Source organism: Bacteroides caecigallinarum (assembly GCF_016901995.1).
Taxonomy (GTDB): domain Bacteria; phylum Bacteroidota; class Bacteroidia; order Bacteroidales; family Bacteroidaceae; genus Phocaeicola; species Phocaeicola cellulolyticus.
Genome location: NZ_JACJLE010000065.1, coordinates 1 through 16,940, shown reverse-complemented (window position 1 = coordinate 16,940; position 16,940 = coordinate 1). Strand labels below are relative to the sequence as shown.

The 16,940-nt window shown below is 38.0% G+C and carries 16 protein-coding genes and 3 tRNA genes; 8 read left to right on the top strand and 11 right to left on the bottom strand.

The annotated features are described in order from the left end of the window. Positions 1-13: 13 nt before the first annotated feature. The 3 genes from H6A61_RS13710 (at position 14) to H6A61_RS13700 (ending at position 284) form a co-directional block, all read left to right on the top strand. Positions 14-86: transfer RNA gene (locus tag H6A61_RS13710), tRNA-Gly, on the top strand. Positions 87-114: 28 nt separating this feature from the next. Beyond that, positions 115-197: transfer RNA gene (locus H6A61_RS13705), tRNA-Tyr, on the top strand. A 14-nt stretch (positions 198-211) separates the two neighbouring features. Continuing rightward, a tRNA-Gly gene (locus tag H6A61_RS13700) sits at positions 212-284 on the top strand. 103 nt (positions 285-387) lie between these two features. Here H6A61_RS13700 and H6A61_RS13695 read toward each other — a convergent pair. The 5 genes from H6A61_RS13695 to nusB all read right to left on the bottom strand — a co-directional run bounded on the left by H6A61_RS13695 (position 388) and on the right by nusB (position 3,785). Next, the gene (locus H6A61_RS13695) at positions 388-792 is read right to left on the bottom strand and encodes a DUF5606 family protein (protein WP_154044359.1); all 405 of its coding nucleotides are present in this window, start codon (positions 790-792) and stop codon (positions 388-390) included. An 85-nt stretch (positions 793-877) separates the two neighbouring features. Next, complete coding sequence (gene coaE / locus H6A61_RS13690) at positions 878-1,474, bottom strand: dephospho-CoA kinase (RefSeq protein ID WP_204394400.1); 597 nt, start codon at positions 1,472-1,474, stop codon at positions 878-880. Then, positions 1,464-2,489, bottom strand: a complete 1,026-nt coding sequence (locus H6A61_RS13685; RefSeq protein WP_204394401.1) for a YbbR-like domain-containing protein — start codon at positions 2,487-2,489, stop codon at positions 1,464-1,466. The genes coaE and H6A61_RS13685 overlap by 11 nt, the downstream gene beginning before the upstream one ends. Positions 2,490-2,504: 15 nt before the next feature. Further along, positions 2,505-2,813: a preprotein translocase subunit YajC gene (yajC, locus tag H6A61_RS13680; protein ID WP_154044357.1), complete on the bottom strand. Its 309-nt coding sequence runs from the start codon at positions 2,811-2,813 to the stop codon at positions 2,505-2,507. A gap of 48 nt (positions 2,814-2,861) precedes the next feature. Further along, entirely contained in the window at positions 2,862-3,785 is a 924-nt protein-coding gene (gene nusB, locus H6A61_RS13675; RefSeq protein ID WP_154044356.1) for a transcription antitermination factor NusB, read from the bottom strand. A gap of 176 nt (positions 3,786-3,961) precedes the next feature. On the opposite strand from nusB, the gene H6A61_RS13670 reads away from it, so the two are divergent. The 4 genes from H6A61_RS13670 to H6A61_RS13655 all read left to right on the top strand — a co-directional run bounded on the left by H6A61_RS13670 (position 3,962) and on the right by H6A61_RS13655 (position 6,169). After that, positions 3,962-4,342, top strand: a complete 381-nt coding sequence (locus H6A61_RS13670; protein ID WP_154044355.1) for a DUF3276 family protein — start codon at positions 3,962-3,964, stop codon at positions 4,340-4,342. A gap of 181 nt (positions 4,343-4,523) precedes the next feature. Next, positions 4,524-5,129, top strand: coding sequence for a 50S ribosomal protein L25/general stress protein Ctc (locus H6A61_RS13665; protein WP_154044354.1), 606 nt, complete (start codon positions 4,524-4,526; stop codon positions 5,127-5,129). A gap of 40 nt (positions 5,130-5,169) precedes the next feature. Then, the gene (gene pth / locus H6A61_RS13660; protein WP_204394399.1) at positions 5,170-5,733 is read left to right on the top strand and encodes an aminoacyl-tRNA hydrolase; all 564 of its coding nucleotides are present in this window, start codon (positions 5,170-5,172) and stop codon (positions 5,731-5,733) included. A 1-nt stretch (position 5,734) separates the two neighbouring features. Then, positions 5,735-6,169, top strand: coding sequence for an RNA-binding S4 domain-containing protein (locus tag H6A61_RS13655; RefSeq protein WP_154044352.1), 435 nt, complete (start codon positions 5,735-5,737; stop codon positions 6,167-6,169). Between the two features lie 283 nt (positions 6,170-6,452). Here the strand turns inward: H6A61_RS13655 and H6A61_RS13650 are convergent, their stop codons facing one another. From H6A61_RS13650 to H6A61_RS13625, 6 genes are all read right to left on the bottom strand, one after another. After that, positions 6,453-9,824 (bottom strand): protein O-mannosyl-transferase family, encoded by a 3,372-nt coding sequence (locus tag H6A61_RS13650; protein WP_204394397.1) that lies wholly within the window; start codon positions 9,822-9,824, stop codon positions 6,453-6,455. Between the two features lie 181 nt (positions 9,825-10,005). Then, positions 10,006-11,175 (bottom strand): tetratricopeptide repeat protein, encoded by a 1,170-nt coding sequence (locus tag H6A61_RS13645; RefSeq protein WP_204394396.1) that lies wholly within the window; start codon positions 11,173-11,175, stop codon positions 10,006-10,008. Positions 11,176-11,302: 127 nt separating this feature from the next. After that, entirely contained in the window at positions 11,303-12,934 is a 1,632-nt protein-coding gene (locus H6A61_RS13640; protein ID WP_204394395.1) for a hypothetical protein, read from the bottom strand. Positions 12,935-12,969: 35 nt separating this feature from the next. Further along, positions 12,970-14,253: a hypothetical protein gene (locus H6A61_RS13635; protein WP_154044347.1), complete on the bottom strand. Its 1,284-nt coding sequence runs from the start codon at positions 14,251-14,253 to the stop codon at positions 12,970-12,972. A gap of 212 nt (positions 14,254-14,465) precedes the next feature. Then, complete coding sequence (locus H6A61_RS13630; protein WP_204394394.1) at positions 14,466-14,882, bottom strand: putative toxin-antitoxin system toxin component, PIN family; 417 nt, start codon at positions 14,880-14,882, stop codon at positions 14,466-14,468. Continuing rightward, positions 14,879-15,100, bottom strand: a complete 222-nt coding sequence (locus H6A61_RS13625) for a hypothetical protein (RefSeq protein ID WP_154044345.1) — start codon at positions 15,098-15,100, stop codon at positions 14,879-14,881. Before H6A61_RS13625 ends, H6A61_RS13630 begins: the two co-directional genes overlap by 4 nt. 171 nt (positions 15,101-15,271) lie before the next feature. Here H6A61_RS13625 and prmA point away from each other — a divergent pair, with 171 nt between their 5' ends. After that, complete coding sequence (gene prmA, locus H6A61_RS13620) at positions 15,272-16,117, top strand: 50S ribosomal protein L11 methyltransferase (protein WP_154044344.1); 846 nt, start codon at positions 15,272-15,274, stop codon at positions 16,115-16,117. Positions 16,118-16,940 lie beyond the last annotated feature (823 nt).

Genomic DNA, 16,940 nt, shown 5'->3' with positions numbered 1-16,940 from the left:
CAAAAATAGAGATGCGGAAGTAGCTCAGTTGATAGAGCATTAGCCTTCCAAGCTGAGGGTCGCGGGTTTGAGCCCCGTCTTCCGCTCTCATTATTGAAACATAGTTTCTTGAAAGGGCAAATACCAGAGTGGCCAAATGGGGCAGACTGTAAATCTGCTGGCTTACGCCTTCGGTGGTTCGAATCCATCTTTGCCCACAAATATTAAAGATGCGGAAGTAGCTCAGTTGATAGAGCATTAGCCTTCCAAGCTGAGGGTCGCGGGTTTGAGCCCCGTCTTCCGCTCTACAAAGAGTCCTTTTCAGGACTCTTTTTTTTATGCCATATTATAACAAAAAAAATGGCTGCCTCATAAGAGACAGCCTGAAATAAGAAATATCGAGATTCTTTACTCTGCTTTTTCTACAAACTCTGTAATTCCGTTTGATACAAGAAGATTATACCACTGAATAAGCTTCTTGATATCGCTCAAATGAACTCTATCTCTGTCGTAATTAGGAAGTACTTCAGCCATAAATTCTCCCAACTCTTCAGCAGAAGCTTTCTTGTAGTCTAAAGATGTTTCTTTTCCGCCTTCTTTTGTCTTTACAGCTTCAAGAACTTCTGACAATGGAACTTCATCCGCATCAGTGTACATTGCAATATCTCCCAATGAAATCACTTTATCCGAAGCATAAATTGGTGAACGCTTCTTGTCTGCGCTTACAGACTCAACAATAAGCATATTTTTTCCCTGAGAAATAAGCTTATATAATCCCGGCTTGCCGGATATAGCCAAAATTGTTTTCAACATGTTTCTTATTATTTTAATTGTTAATTACCGAACAAAAATACAACTCACTTTCGAATTACACAAGACATTGAATATCTTTTATGATTCACAATACAGAAAACAATCTGTCTATCTGTTCGTTTAATGAAACCGAGCCGTCATTTTCTATCACAAAGTCCGATTTTGATATTTTTTCATCATCGTTCATCTGTGAATTTATACGCTCAATAACCTTCTCGCTGGTTACATTATCACGCTTCATCACTCTGGAAATGCGGACTTCCAAAGGAGCATGAACTATCACAATCTTATCGACTATATCATCAAAACCGGATTCGAACAATATGGCACTTTCGATGGCTACCACCCTACTTCCTTTTTTGAAATGCTCGTCAGCCCACGAAAGAAACGCTTGCTTTACGCACGGATGCACAATGGCATTTACCTTATGTGCATTATCAGGTGAACTGAAAATATAGCCTGCCAGAAGTTGCTTGTTCAGTTTCCCATCAATATACACCTCATCACCCAACAAGGATTTCAATGAAGAAACTATAACAGGGTCCGCAACCATTAGTTTCTTGGCTTCACTATCAGAATCAAAAACAGGCACACCACGCTCTTTCAACGAAGAAGAAAAGAAGGATTTACCACTTCCTATACCTCCGGTTATTCCCAGCCTTATAAATGCATTATTTTTCATTGTCTGAAACGAAAAAACTGGTTTCTTCTATCAAGTAATCAACACTTGACGGATTTACCCTTATATTAGACACATGTGGACAAGAAGTATCCACCGACAAATCTATCTTATCACTTCCAGACCGCAGTAATTCATCGTATTTTACGTTTATCTGAAAATCGGAAGCATCGACTGATGAATAATCGGAAAGTCCCACCTTGAAGGTAACTTTAACTTTAGAAGGGAATGTACGTAAGGTCTTGTTTGCCGGAAAACCAATTCCTTTGACAGGCACTTCCACTGTTTTCTCAGAATACATATCAACGGATATTGATACATCACAATATGAAGGTTCGTACTTGACACCCTCTATCTTTTTAAAAGAAGTTCTCAAAGAGGTTTTCTCTGTCAGATCCTCGCATTCCAATGGTACTGTGTATGCTGTCTGTACGGTTTTCAATATCTCCGATGGAGCATATACTATAACAGAATCCGGTGTTATACTTATATCTGAGACATAATATTGAACTCCCGGAGTTATCTTTCCGCTGACAGAGACAGGCACCTTCTTGTATTTGCCTGTAGAATAAACAAAGCCTACAGAGTCGGGATATACAGACAAGAGCCTTGTAGTGGAATTCAACTGCGATGCAACCCTTTTCTTCAAATCTTCTTGCGGCAGAATTACTCGCGAACTTCCATTTTCATAATCAGCAAAATCAATTGATATAGGCAAGAACGATCTGCCCAACATGTAATTCAAAAGAACAGTTCCGCGGTCAGCTACTCTCACCTTAACCTCATCCTGCAATTCTGATGTTATGACTACATTTTTAGGAACATTCTTCAGTCTTAAAGGAATAGTAAACTCTGTTTCGAAACCGCCATCTAAGGTTTGGAGCATCCAAAAACCGAAAGATATGACCACAAAAAACAAAAAAATCAAAAACTCCCTGCACTTTTCAGTAAGCAGGAAGTTTCTGATTTTATTTAAATAAGACTTTAAAATATTCTTGATGTTCTTTTTACCGAACAACATATCTTTATTATTTTATTTATTCACCTGAGCCTGAGCATCAGCATATATAGAGTTTCTATCAACCTTGATCTTTACACTTGGAGCAATTTCCACTATTACTGCATTGTCTTCCAATTCTTTTACTTTTCCATATATACCACCGGCAGTAATTACAGACTGTCCAACTTCAAGATTCTTACGGAAATTAGCAATTTCCTTCTGTTTCTTGTTTTGAGGACGAATCATGAAGAAATACATGATAGCAAATATTGCCACCATCATTATCAAGAAAGAATAATCTGCTCCACCCTGAGCTTGCAGCATTACTGTCAATAAATTCATAGTTTCTTATTTTTTAAATTAATAATAGTTACGCCGACAAATATATTATTATTTTGTCAGCTTATTTTCCTTTTTTAATTTATTAACTATAGCATCCAATGTTCCGTTAATAAAGCCACCGCTTTTTGGAGTACTATAAAGTTTTGCTATCTCAACATATTCATTGAGAGAAACATTAACAGGAATATTAGGGAAACTAAGTATCTCTGCAAGGGCAATCTGCATTATCACAACATCCATCAAGGCAACACGGTTCAGGTCCCAGTTCTTTGAAGTCTCACCTATCAGATGACGATAATATTCTGCATTCATAATTGCACGACGGAACAGGCGACGGGCAAAATCCTGGTCTTCTTCATCCTTGAATTCAGGAAGAAGTTCCTGCTTTGCACCGTTTTTCGGATCAAAACGCTTTATAGTCTTCAATACGAAAGTATCTACAATTTCCTTATCATCGTTCCAATAAAGGCTCTGGTCTTCCAATACCTCATCAAGTTCTGTATTATTGAAGATAATATTCTTGTAGATTTTTCTCCAGAATTCACGGTCATCCTCGTATGATGTTGACTCAGCTGCCATATACTCAGCATAGATATCACTCTGCTGTATTTTTTCATACAGAGATTTCAAGAAATCGTCTTCATTGTCCCATGTTTTCTTCTGAGCGACAACGAATGCGTTAAGTTCATTATTCGCCTCCAATTGGGCTATGAACTTATTTTCGACAAACCTCATGTTAGGAGATAAGTCTTCTTTAGTAGGTGCCAACTTGTTTTTGGCAGCATCGATTTTCTTACTCGCATAACGAGTTACTGCCACCATTAGAAGCAAAAGATAATTGTACAAATCGTACGCTTTGGATAGACTGAAGAACAACTCTTTTTCTGCAGTATCCAAGTTTTTACCGCCATTCTGATAATAAGCGTAAATAATCTGAACTATTTTCAGACGAATAAGAACTCTGTTTATCATATTAATAAGATGAAATTTCAGGGTGCAAAAGTAATCATTTTATTCTTTTAAAGCAATATAAACGCTCAAAATTCTATTTTTTTTCACTATTAGATTAAATTCTACACACAGTTTCTTTGAACATAAAAAAAAAATATTCAACTTTGGGCACAATTTATTTATAATATATAGTGACTATGGAAGATTTGAAAAAGAAAAGCATGACAGAAACAGACAAGGAAATTGTATTCTCAAAAGCCATAAAAGCTGGCAAAAGAATATATTATGTTGATGTAAGAAAAAATAAGAAAGACGACATGTTCCTTGCTATAACAGAAAGCAAGAAAATTATAACCGGAGAGGGGAATGCTCCATCTATAAGTTTCGAAAAACACAAAATATTCCTTTATAAAGAAGATTTTGATAAATTCATCAACGGATTGCAGGAAGCTATTAAGTTCATAGAAGACAACGGAAATACACCGGACACTCAAGACAGCGAAAACAATATAGAAGACAAATCTGATGAAGAAAACGTTAATGCATCATCAGACATAAAGATAGACATTGAATTCTGATAAATTCATCAAGAACTATATTATATAAATAAAATCAAGACAATATTTGGCTATTAAAAATAAATCGATTACCTTTGCACCGCTTTTTTAAGCTCATCGTGTGATATACCGCATCGTGTGATGGCGAATTAAGCAAATTTATATTCAACTTAATTTAGAGTAACACAAAAAAATTAAAGAAATGAAATCAATTGAAATCAAAGGTTCTTTGAGAACTGAAACTGGAAAAAAAGCTACACGTGACCTTCGTAAGAACAACAGTGTTCCTTGTGTATTGTACGGATTGAACAAAGATGAAAACGGTAATCAGGTAGCAACTCACTTCACTGTAACAAACGACGGTTTACGTAATTTGGTATATACACCACACATCTACGTAGTTGACTTGAATATCGATGGCAAAATTGTTACAGCCATAATGAAAGATATACAGTTCCACCCTGTAACTGACAACATCCTTCATGTTGACTTCTTGCAGATTGACGAATCTAACCCAATCGTTATGGAAGTTCCTGTTAAATTGGAAGGTCTTGCTGAAGGTGTTAAAGCCGGTGGTAAATTGGCATTGCAGGTTCGTAAACTGAAAGTTAAAGCTCTTTACAACTTAATCCCTGAAAGACTTGTTATCGACGTAACAAACTTGGGTCTTGGTAAAACTATCAAGGTTGGTGAACTGAACTATGAAGGTTTGCAGATCTTGAATGCAAAAGAAGCAGTTGTATGTGCTGTTAAATTGACTCGTGCCGCTCGTGGTGCTCAGGCTGCAGCAGCTACAGGAAAGAAATAAGTAATAGTTTAAACAACTAATACATTACAAATCCATATTAATGAAATATCTGATAGTAGGACTGGGAAATATCGGTGATGAATACCGTAATACCCGTCACAATATAGGATTTATGGTATTGGACGCCTTGGCTAAGGCGTCCAATATTATTTTTAGCGACAAACGTTATGGCGCCGTAGCCAACTTCTCGTTGAAAGGACGTCAGGTGATATTGTTAAAGCCGTCAACATATATGAACCTAAGCGGAAACGCTGTCCGATATTGGATGCAGCAAGAAAAAATCCCTTTGGAAAATGTTTTAATAGTAGTAGATGACCTTGCCTTACCTTTAGGAACGCTTAGACTGAAAGGTAAAGGTAGCGATGCCGGTCATAACGGATTGAAACACATTGCTGCTACATTGGGAACACAAAACTATTCACGCTTACGCTTCGGTATAGGCAACGATTTTCCTAAAGGTGGACAAATAGACTTCGTTTTAGGAGAGTTCGATGATGAAGCTAAGAAAATCCTTCCTGAAAGGATTGAACTGGCAGACGAAATAATAAAAAGCTTCTGTCTGGCAGGTCTGAATATTACAATGAACCAATATAACAACAAATAAAATGGCTGAAGCAAGAATTGACAAATGGTTGTGGGCTGCCAGAATTTTCAAAACAAGAACTATTGCAGCAGAAGCTTGCAAAAAAGGCAGAGTGAGCATTAACGGAGCACAAGCCAAGCCATCAAGAATGATAAAACCGGGAGATGTTATAAACGTAAAGAAATCTCCTATCACATATTCGTTCAAAGTATTGCAAGCCATAGAAAAACGTGTCGGTGCAAAACTTGTTCCTGAAATAATGGAAAACGTAACATCTCCTGAACAATACGAACTTCTTGAGATGAGCAGGATAAGCGGTTTCATAGACCGTGCAAGAGGAACCGGACGTCCAACCAAAAAAGACAGACGAAGTCTTGACGAATTCTTTACTCCTGAATATTTCGATGATTTTGATTTCGATCTGGAAGATGAAGAAAACGAAGAAGATGAACAATAAATCAGAAAATATAAAATGACAAAAGCCGTATCAATAATATCCATGAGCAATGATATTAAGATACGGCTTTTCAGCGATTAAAGATATAGAATGAAAATATATGGGTGTTTTTGTGTTACATTGCAAAGATAGGGATTATGGACAAAGGAAGGTGAATTCCATGATGTACATATAGAATATCTATTACACTGATTTACAATACATTGATAAATTATATGATGTACATATCAGAAAACGCCCATTATATTTACATGAAATAATGAATATTTTATCAGGAATATTTTTATTCCATATCGCCAATCCTTTTTTTCATTTTTCCGACAAATTCGGCATAATCTTTCATACCAAGAATATTAAATCTTTCTTCAGAAATACTCAATGCTTCATTATATTCGCGATCTACCAAATCCGGATCTATACTATACAGCGTACGCAAAAGCTTATCCGCATATAATATAAAATCAGTGTCTGAGAACGATAAATACCACAAAACATATTCCATACGGTTCTTCATGATATCAGAATAGATATCTTTATTAAGAGAGGAATCAGAAATCAACGCCAAACGGTCGGCACATGAATATTCGTCCAAGAGAATATCATTATTTGATATTTCGTCAAGGCATCTGGCTGCCATGGAAGAACTGCGTATTGTATCGCCAGTAGATTGCATCCATTCGGCAGCACCACAAATCATCCTCTGCATGGTGATAGCCATACGTCTGTTGGTTTCATCGAAATAGACCGTATTATCAGACATGTTTCCATATGAATACTTGTTCATTATATTCTCATAACATCTGTCGGCATCTACAGTTTTATTGAGTTTTCGTGCATTAAACGGAACAATCCTTTGGGCCATTCCTTCCAGCACCAGATAATCATCCAAATCAAGATACTCGCTTATCTGCATTGATTTGGCCACATAAAGCGGCCGTTTCCAATTGCAATTGCTTATCAGATCGGCAAGTATTACACCGCTTCGCGTAAGATATGACTTTCCCTTGAGACTGACAGTCATTGTTTCCGGTATATCAACATTTTCCGGAATGTACATACCTGAACACCTTACGGCATCAATGTCTATACTGAAATGTATCTCATCAGTAGGAATACATCTCATAGCCTCATCCTCGGAAGTAAGCCAATAACGGACAATATTCTTCCACTCCCACGGGTCTTCTCCGAAAGGAAACTCTCCGGGATGAGACTTATAATAAGCTTCTATCTGTTCCTTTATGCGATACGGTTTTCCATCGTCAGAATAGCCTACAACAGGATTTACACGCACATAATCATTCACTCCATCCCTATAATATTCTCTTGAAAACGAAACAGGCAAGGCTGGTGAATTATAGGCCGGTCGGCACATCTGATCGACATACCATCCTCCTGTGAGATACATAAGATTGCACACACGCACATCTGTACGCACACCTTCCACTTCCTGCGCATACCAAAGAGGGAAAGTCTCATTGTCACCATTTACGAAAAGTATCGGATTACCTTCTTCCTGAAGTGTATTCAGGTAGTTATATCCCATGTCGCGGCAAAGATAGCGATCACTTCTGTCATGGTCATCCCATGTCTGGGAAACAATCAGCAATACAAGCTCGGCGCACATCATAGCAGAAAGAGAAATAGCAGTCCAAGGCTTGATTTTTCCGGATATTGACCTGATACAATTGAAAATAGATGCCGCACCAAAACCAATCCAGACAGCGAATGCATAAAACGAACCGGAATAAGCATAATCCCTTTCGCGTGGCTGTACAGGAACCTGATTAATGTATAAAACGATAGCCAGTCCTGTCATAAAGAACAATATCATCACTATATTGAACTGACGTTTTCCTTGAGAGCCACTCCTCCACTGCCACAAAATACCCAATATTCCGAATATCAACGGTAATGCATAATAGACATTCCTTCCCTTATTGTTTTTCAGGGATGAAGGAAGAAACTCATTATCAAGAACTCTAAGTTTATCTATAAAACCAATTCCAGTTATCCAATTACCCGCTATTTTATCACCATAACCCTGAATATCATTCTGACGGCCTACGAAGTTCCACATAAAGTACCTCAGATACATATAATTAATCTGATAGGACAGGAAATATTTCAAATTATCCATAAAAGTAGGAACAGTTACAGAAACATTCTCCTCTCTTGATTTATCATAATAAGTAACTTGCTTACCTTTCATGCCACCAGGAATCCAGGACTTATATTGCTCTGCATAAGTTTGGCTGTACATGCGTGGAAAAATCATACATGTCACATCCTCATACTTTGGTTTCATCTTTTTTCCTGTTATGACATATTTCTCGTCTTTGCGGCTTTCTGCAGAATCTGTAGTCCAGTCCTTTCTCCTATATATATTCTCAGTTTCCTTATAATCATAAGCCAGATACCCGTCTTTTTCCTTCAAGGCATTCACCGATGCAAAAGACTGGCCATAAAGCAAAGGAGTATCACCATACTGTTCACGCCCAAGATAATCGCGAAGCGTAAAAGGATCTTCCGGTGATTGCTGGTCCATAGGAGTATTATCCGATGAACGTATCAATATTATGGCATACGAGCTGTAGCCGACAGTAAGCATAAGAATACTGAAACTTACAACATACGACATTCTCCATAGCTTATCGAGGCTAATCTTCTTAAAGAAGAAGAGCATAATCAGAGCTACTATAATTGAAAGACAAAGCGTAAAGACAATATCTCCATGGAGAGTTATGCCAAGCATCATTATAGAAAGAAAAATAAAGAACAATGCAATGCGTACATTACTCCTTCTGACACTTTCGATACATGACAATACAAGCACAATGAAAAGCGAGACGGAATAAGCTATCATGCCCGTATCATATCCGGCATCCAGGGTGTTGGCAAAAAACAGCTCAAAAAGCCCTGCCATTTTCATCACTCCTGGAATAATTCCGTAAAGCACTATTGCTATCACCACCATACTTAGTAAAAGTGCCGAAAAAAGTCCCCGTAAACCGGTATTTGAGAATTTACGATAATATATAACCAGTCCTACAGCAGGAATACACAAAAGATTCAGCAAATGTACACCTATTGACAATCCGATAATATACGACATAAGCACAATCCATCTGTCGGAAGAGACGCTGCCCGACTCTTCGTCCCACTTCAAGATAATCCATACTGTAAGAGCTGTGAGAAAAGACGAGAAAGAATATACCTCACCCTCCACTGCAGAAAACCAGAAAGTATCCGTAAAAGCATACGCCAGAGCTCCGGTAAATCCACACAGCATAATCAATGCTACCGAAGACGAGGAATATTCACTCTTAGATTTACCGGCACATATCAGCGACGACGCTAGATATGTTATGGTAAGAAACAAAAAGAATATGCATCCGGCACTGAGAAGTGCGTTCATCACGTTTATGCAATATGCAACATCCTGAGGCGAGGAAGCAAAAAGAGAAAACACATTTCCTGCCAACATGAAAAAAGGAGCACCGGGCGGATGACCGACTTCAAGTCGCGATGCTGAAAGAATAAACTCGGGACAATCCCAAAAACTGGCGGACGGTTCTACAGTGATTATATAGACCACAGCAGAAATCAAAAATGCTATAAATCCGCAAACAAGATTCACTCGTTGATATTTACACATAACTTTCTCTGTTTTTTCAGACAAAGTTAGCGAGCTTCTCCATTTACATTGATAATATCTATACGGACATCTTTATGTCAAGAATCAGTGCATATTCCACTATAAATAAAGCACTTATAAAATAATCCCGTAAAAATCGATGCAGACATTACCGATTCTGAGCCTTATCAATACACATATATCAGGCCATCTGAGCGGGAATTTCAGAAACACGTCCCGTTTCCATTTTCTTTTGTATTCTGAATTTTGCTTTTGTTATGGACCCTGGTGATATTCCATAAAATACAGCCAACTGTCCGGTTGTAAATCCAAGTTTCGTCAGGCAACTAATCTCCCGGTCACGTCCTGTCAACCCGCATGCCGTATCCAGACTATCGGAAAATCCCGGATACAATGTTTCTGCCAATGAAAAAAGGCTCTCCCATTCATCTGTACTCTTTACAGGCATGTATGAAGGCGAAGACTTCATCTTGTTCATCAGAGCCACCGCAGATATATTCTTATCAGAAAGCAACCGTTCCTCGCGCATCTTCAATTGTTCCTCATGTCTGCATAAGTCCAATTCAAGATTATCATAATAAATTTTCCTGTCTATACCATTTTGTATCGCATCAGTAAGATTATTTTCGGCTTTCTTCCTTCCACGGTAAAAGAAAACGGACAAAGCCGAAAGCATACCTACAATAAATATGACAGAAGCCGCATTAACAGCACTACTCTTTTCTGCATTCTCTTTTCTCAACAAAGCCTTCTCATGCATGAAATCTGCCTCCAGCGACATAAGCTGTTCCCTGCATTTAAGGTTTCCAAGAGTATCAGCCTTCACCGTATTGACGATAGAACTCCAATCATCCTTTTCGGGATTAAACGAATCCAGTCCATAGTCATCCTTGAAAACATATTGCAAACCTTTTGCAAAAGAAACACTACGGTACTTATCTATAAAATACACAGCTGTATCCTTCTGGTTAAGCATCATATAGTCAAGTCCCAATCTTGCCGCAGACTCACACAAGAGTTTATCATCATCCATTCTTCTCGCTATATTGTATCCTTCACGATGATTCTCTACTGCCTTCTCATACATTCCGTATCTGAAATGAAAATCTCCCAGTCTTGTGTATGCTGAAATCTTCAATACAGTGTCCTGTCTTTCCTTCAGCATATCAATAGCACTCAGGTAACATACCATAGCTTTTTCAGCATCTCCTTCAGCTTCATAAGCCTTTGCCTGGTCAAACAGCAACGTTATATCATACGAAGTATCATCAGTCTGACTATTTCCGTAATTACACGAAATGAAAATACAAGATAGCAGGAATGAAAATATAAATGATAAAAGATGTCTCATAGAATACAATACTTATATACAATCGCAAATGTAACATTTATCTCCGTATATACAAAAAAATCATCCGACCTGACATAACGTCAAGCCGGATGAAACAAAAGATATTGTATATGAAAGATGAAAATGATTAGAATCTGCAACCTACAGTAAATAATACCTGATGACGGTTATGATCGACCAACGCAGAATTGTTTCTGTCAACAACAGTAACTCCATCGCCTGCAAACTTATAATCGTCGAACATATAGAAATCTGATTTATAGAAATCGTACTTATAAGCCACATCCGCATACACAATCCTGCCACTGTAGCCAAGTCCCAAGGTTATAGTATTACGTGCCTTGATATTATGATATTCCGGATCGGTGCGTGTTTCGTCAAACCAGATATATTTATCGTTCATCGTTTCTACATTTGGCACATAACGTACAGAACCATCTTTGAATGCAGAAGTTACATAGTTATATCCAGCACGGAAACTGAACGACGGTGTAAGCATAGCTTCCATACCGAGTTTCAATGTATGTACTCCTTTAAGATACTTATCTGTAGCAATATTTGAACTGGAAAGATCATATCCGTTATAATCCTTGTAATTTATATACGAATAGTCAGAATATTCATATTCTGCTCCTACAGCCAATACACCACTGAATGTAGTACCCATGTTCACATTAAATTTCCACGGTGTACGCATACGGTAATCCCACACATAATCCGGATTCAGATAGTCTGAAAGGTTTTCAGTATAAGTTTCTCCAAAATATGTAATACCTGTTTCCAATACTGAAGTATATCTGTCAGTCAGCATATACCAAACAGGGGTATGTACTGCAAAACCAATTCTGAAAGGAGAATATTCAAACGGACGTGCAATAAATCCGAATTTCAGGTCATATCCTGTTCCTTGAGTGCTAAACCAGTTGTTCAATGTAAAGTTACCGTTATCCGCTCCATAATCATCAAGAAGAGTTTCAGAATATGAAGAATAACGTTTATAATTTACATCATACACTCCCAGTGTCACACCAAAATAGTATCGGTCCTGAACATTGAACGACATATTGAAATCATACTGGTTGATACCACCTTCTTCACGGCTATAGTATTCACCCATATCGCCGTTCCATCCCATCATATAGAATCCCTGCTCATCTGTTCCGCCATCAACAAGTCCTGTTCTGGCTCCCATTGCACCAAGAAATGGTGTTCCATAAAAATATTCAGATGTATATGGATTGTCGGCATCAAGAACATTATCATAGCTTTCCTGCGATCCGTATCCTGCACCAATCATCATGTCAGTCATCTGCCAACTTAAAGAAGAGCCATTCAAAGCACCCTTCGAAGTAAATTGCCTGTTAAAGTTTGCAGCCTTATGATAATTGAATCCAAAGTTTAGATATCTCAAATTAGTCTTGTTACCAATCTTGTTTGAATATACAAAACCTATCTGATCGAATGAAGCTTTAGTACGACTGTCATTCACTTTGGTACCATTAAATGTGCTGCTTGTCATATTCTTGTTAAAGCCGAACGAAGTTGAGACATTATGACTTCTGAACAACGCTATACCTGCAGGATTTGTTCCAATGACAGATATATCGGCTCCCAAAGCTCCCATTGCACCACCCATACCAACAAAACGTGCTGTTCCGTTAAGCTCAGTTCCGGTGATACGGGCTGCATCATATTGTGTTTGTGCAAACAATGCCGATACTGACATTGTCAATACAGCAAAAATATTTAGTCTTTTCATTGTGTTGAAAATTTATAGGAAACAACTTATTATAATTATCTGCGACGACTGCTGCCACCACTTGAACGTGTAACAGAGCCTCCAGATGATCTGCTATAACTACTGCTGCTTCTATTGAAACTGCTACCGGACGAACCTGTGTTTGAACGCTGATATGTGCTTCGCGTATTGCTGTTATTATAATAGTTCGAGCTGCGTCGTGTACTGCTAGGACGATTATAGTTAGAGCCTGTTCTGTCTATATTAGTAGCACTGCGTCGTGTATAAGTTCCGGTATTAGGACGAGTGTATGTATTGCTTGAATTTACACGTGTACCTGTACTTGTTCCAGTCGTTACGCCTTGATTCCTTATAGCAGTTCTGCCCGGTCTTACAGACTGAGTAGCCTCACCTCTTGTATTACTTCCAGTCACCACTCTACCTATAGACGAACGTCTGGCAGCCGTATTGGCTCTGTTTGTTGTTATTGCAGACGAAGAAGACTGTGGACGTCTGGTATATGACGATCCTGAACCGACAATAGAACTACCTCTGTTATATGACTGGTACCTGCCTGGTCTGTAGTCAGTATGTCCTGAGCGATACCATCCGCTGTTCCATCCATAATATGGATAATGATGATGATGATACCATCCAGGTCCCCAGTAACCACCCCAGTAGCCACCCCAATAACCTGCATACCATGGTGAATACCACCCACCATAATACCAAGGAGAGTACCATGGAGAATGCCATCCAAAGCCAAATCCCCATCCTGGACCATAGAAACCGTATGACCATCTCCAGTCCCACCACAAACGATTAGTATATGTAGGGAAGATATAAGCATACATGCCATCGTCATAAACATTCCAGTCCCATGAAGGGAAAGCACCATAAACTACATCCCAATAAAGAGGACTGCTTATAGGTATGGCATATCTCGGATTACGGAAACGTACGATTCTCATTGCATATTCATAGTCCATGTCCGAACCCTGGAAACCGTTTACCCACTCACCACGTTCATTATATGGTTTTTCCTCGATATATAGAGTATCATTATCGTATGTAAAAGTATTGTCACGCGATGTATATCGGCGGTTATATTCGTCAACATCACGCACATTCCCCTTCACATCTTTCACAACTATAGCCGTATTCGACGGCAGTTCATTCACCGTTTTGTTTGAGACTTCCTTAGGTACTACTCCAACCTTCTGACTCACCTCGGTCTTTTTCTCCTTCTTTGGGATAAAATAAAGGTCGTCAGTACTCTGCGCCATTGCCAACCACGGCAGGAAAGCAAACAGCATGGAAGCCAGTACTTTTCTTCTCATCTTCATATCTTTATTTATTTAGTTTATAGGTTTAATACATCATACTTTTATTCACGTACAAATATAATATGGTAATATCATACTATGTATAGAAATTCCCTAATATATCATAGGGATTTCCCTATTTTGAGTTTATACAATAAAAATATAGTCCTACCATATCACAATAATAATATGATAAGACGATATAGAATCATAGATAGAAAAATCCTTTAGTAATTGGCTATTTCTGCTACAAATTTTTCCAATCTTACGACAAAGACTTTAGGAAAAGGAATTGTATCCAGAACGCGAAAATGAGCATCCTCACTTACTATATAATCAGCACCCGACACTATCGCACAATCAACAAATTTATTATCATCAGGATCTTGTTCTATAAGACGAAAACGAAAATGAGGCGTAAAAAAACGAGTATAAGGACTACGGGCTATCGCATTTACAATATTATGAGCTACAGCTTCATTCGCTACTCTACATATAATCTCTTGATACTCTTCCAAAATTTCATTTGTAACACATAAAATATACTTTCCATCTCGAAAAGCCTGCCATGCAGAACGATACGGACTATGAATAGACAACATTTGTACCAAACAATTGGTATCCAATACAATTAACCTGTTCATTGCTTATATGGTGTACGATAATGAGCATTACTTAAATCCTTTAATGTCTGTTCATTCCATTGACCAGATTCCCATAATTTTTCCATTTCTTCATCTGCACGCTTAGCATAATACTCAGATATCACATGCTTAAGTTCATCCAACTCCTTTTCCGAACGCACATTTGCCATAATTTCAAGCATCTCAAGTTGAGCTTTATTAAATACAGTTCTTTCCATATATATGACATTTTAACAGTTCATTTATGCGAAGATAAACAATTAATCCGAAATATAGTATATTTAAATTTATTATTTCACAATATCAAGATAAACAAAGGTAAACAACATTATTATGCCATTCATTCTTTTATTATCTTTGCGTCATAAATTAAACAAAAAAATCCACATATGAAATACTTTGAAGTTACATTTTCCGCTAATCCATGTAATGAAACTATTACAGACATCCTTTCCGCACTTACGGCTGAAGCAGGTTTTGAAAGTTTTGTAGAATGCGAAGGAGGCATGCAAGCCTATATACAACAGTCACTTTTCGACGAAGAAGCACTCAAAAACATAATAGCAGACTTCCCTATTCCGGATACAAAGATAACATACACCATCACAGAACCTGAAGACAAGGACTGGAATGAAGAATGGGAAAAGAACTTCTTCCAACCTATAGTAATAGAAGACAGATGCGTGATACACAGCACTTTCCACAAGGACTATCCTAAGGCAGAATACGACATAGTAATCAATCCACAGATGGCTTTCGGAACAGGACATCACGAGACTACAAGCTCTATACTTGGCGAACTGCTTGATGCCGACCTGAAAGGCAAATCTGTACTCGACATGGGATGCGGAACTTCAATCTTGGCAATCTTAGCAAGCATGAGAGGTGCAGACCCGGTAACAGCTATCGACATCGATGACTGGTGTGTAAACAATTCGCGCGATAATATAGCACTCAACAACATCAACAATATTACAGTGGAATTAGGCGACGCATCACTTCTCGAAGGACGCAAGCCATTCGATGTAATAATAGCAAATATCAACAGAAATATCCTCCTGAACGATATGGCTGCCTATACAGCATGTATGCACAAAGGCTCGGAAATATACATGAGCGGATTCTATGTACAGGATATAGATGCCATCCGTAGCAAAGGGGAAAGCCTCGGACTCAAGTTTGTACATTACCGCGAGAAAAACAACTGGGCTGCAGTGAAGCTTATAATGGAATGATAATTTCTACCGAACGGGCAGTGAACGGTGAATGGACGCTCAGCGAACATTTTCCGGACTGATACTTTATAAGAAATAGAGGTTCTTCTTATGTTATTAAATAGCATTTAAATACTGCTTAAATAGCGTTTAAATAGTGTTCGAATAGCGTTAGAATGTCATTCGAAGACCATTAGAATATTAAAAAACTTTTTTTAAGAACAATTTGTAATATCAGAAAACGCACAATGAAAGTATTCCCTCCTTCATCATTATGCGTTTTTCATTGTTCAGCACACGTTCACTGAGCGTTCAGTAAACGTTCACTAATAAATAAATGGACTAATTTGGACTGTACACAATACATGAATTAATCATATTTTTGAAAAAATAAATACCAACAGAGCGTAATATTAACAAAAAACGTTATATTTGCAATGTTCGACTGGAGAAATGGTTGGACGTAAAGAAAGCGTTTTTTGCTTTTATCCTATAACTGAAATCGCCAATTTCTAAAAACAGAAGGATAAAGGACAATATTACGCTCATTTTCTGTTTGTATATGTATCCGGTATGGTGTCTCCATATCGGTCGATACTACATTCAGGCGTGGGTAAATTGTCTTTGTTCATTTCTGTTGGGTGTTTGGCGATACCTAGTTATAATGGACTGCAGGACAAGCCTCACGCCTTTCTTTGTATATAATCTTAAAATCTGAATTCGGAGGCTTATAGGGGCGCAGTAGAAATTTAGTGGGGATTAATTTTTATTATCCCTATAAATTGCGACCTTTGTCTTATGGAAACGAATCAATTGGAAGTGCTTGCACGCATCGTGCTACCTT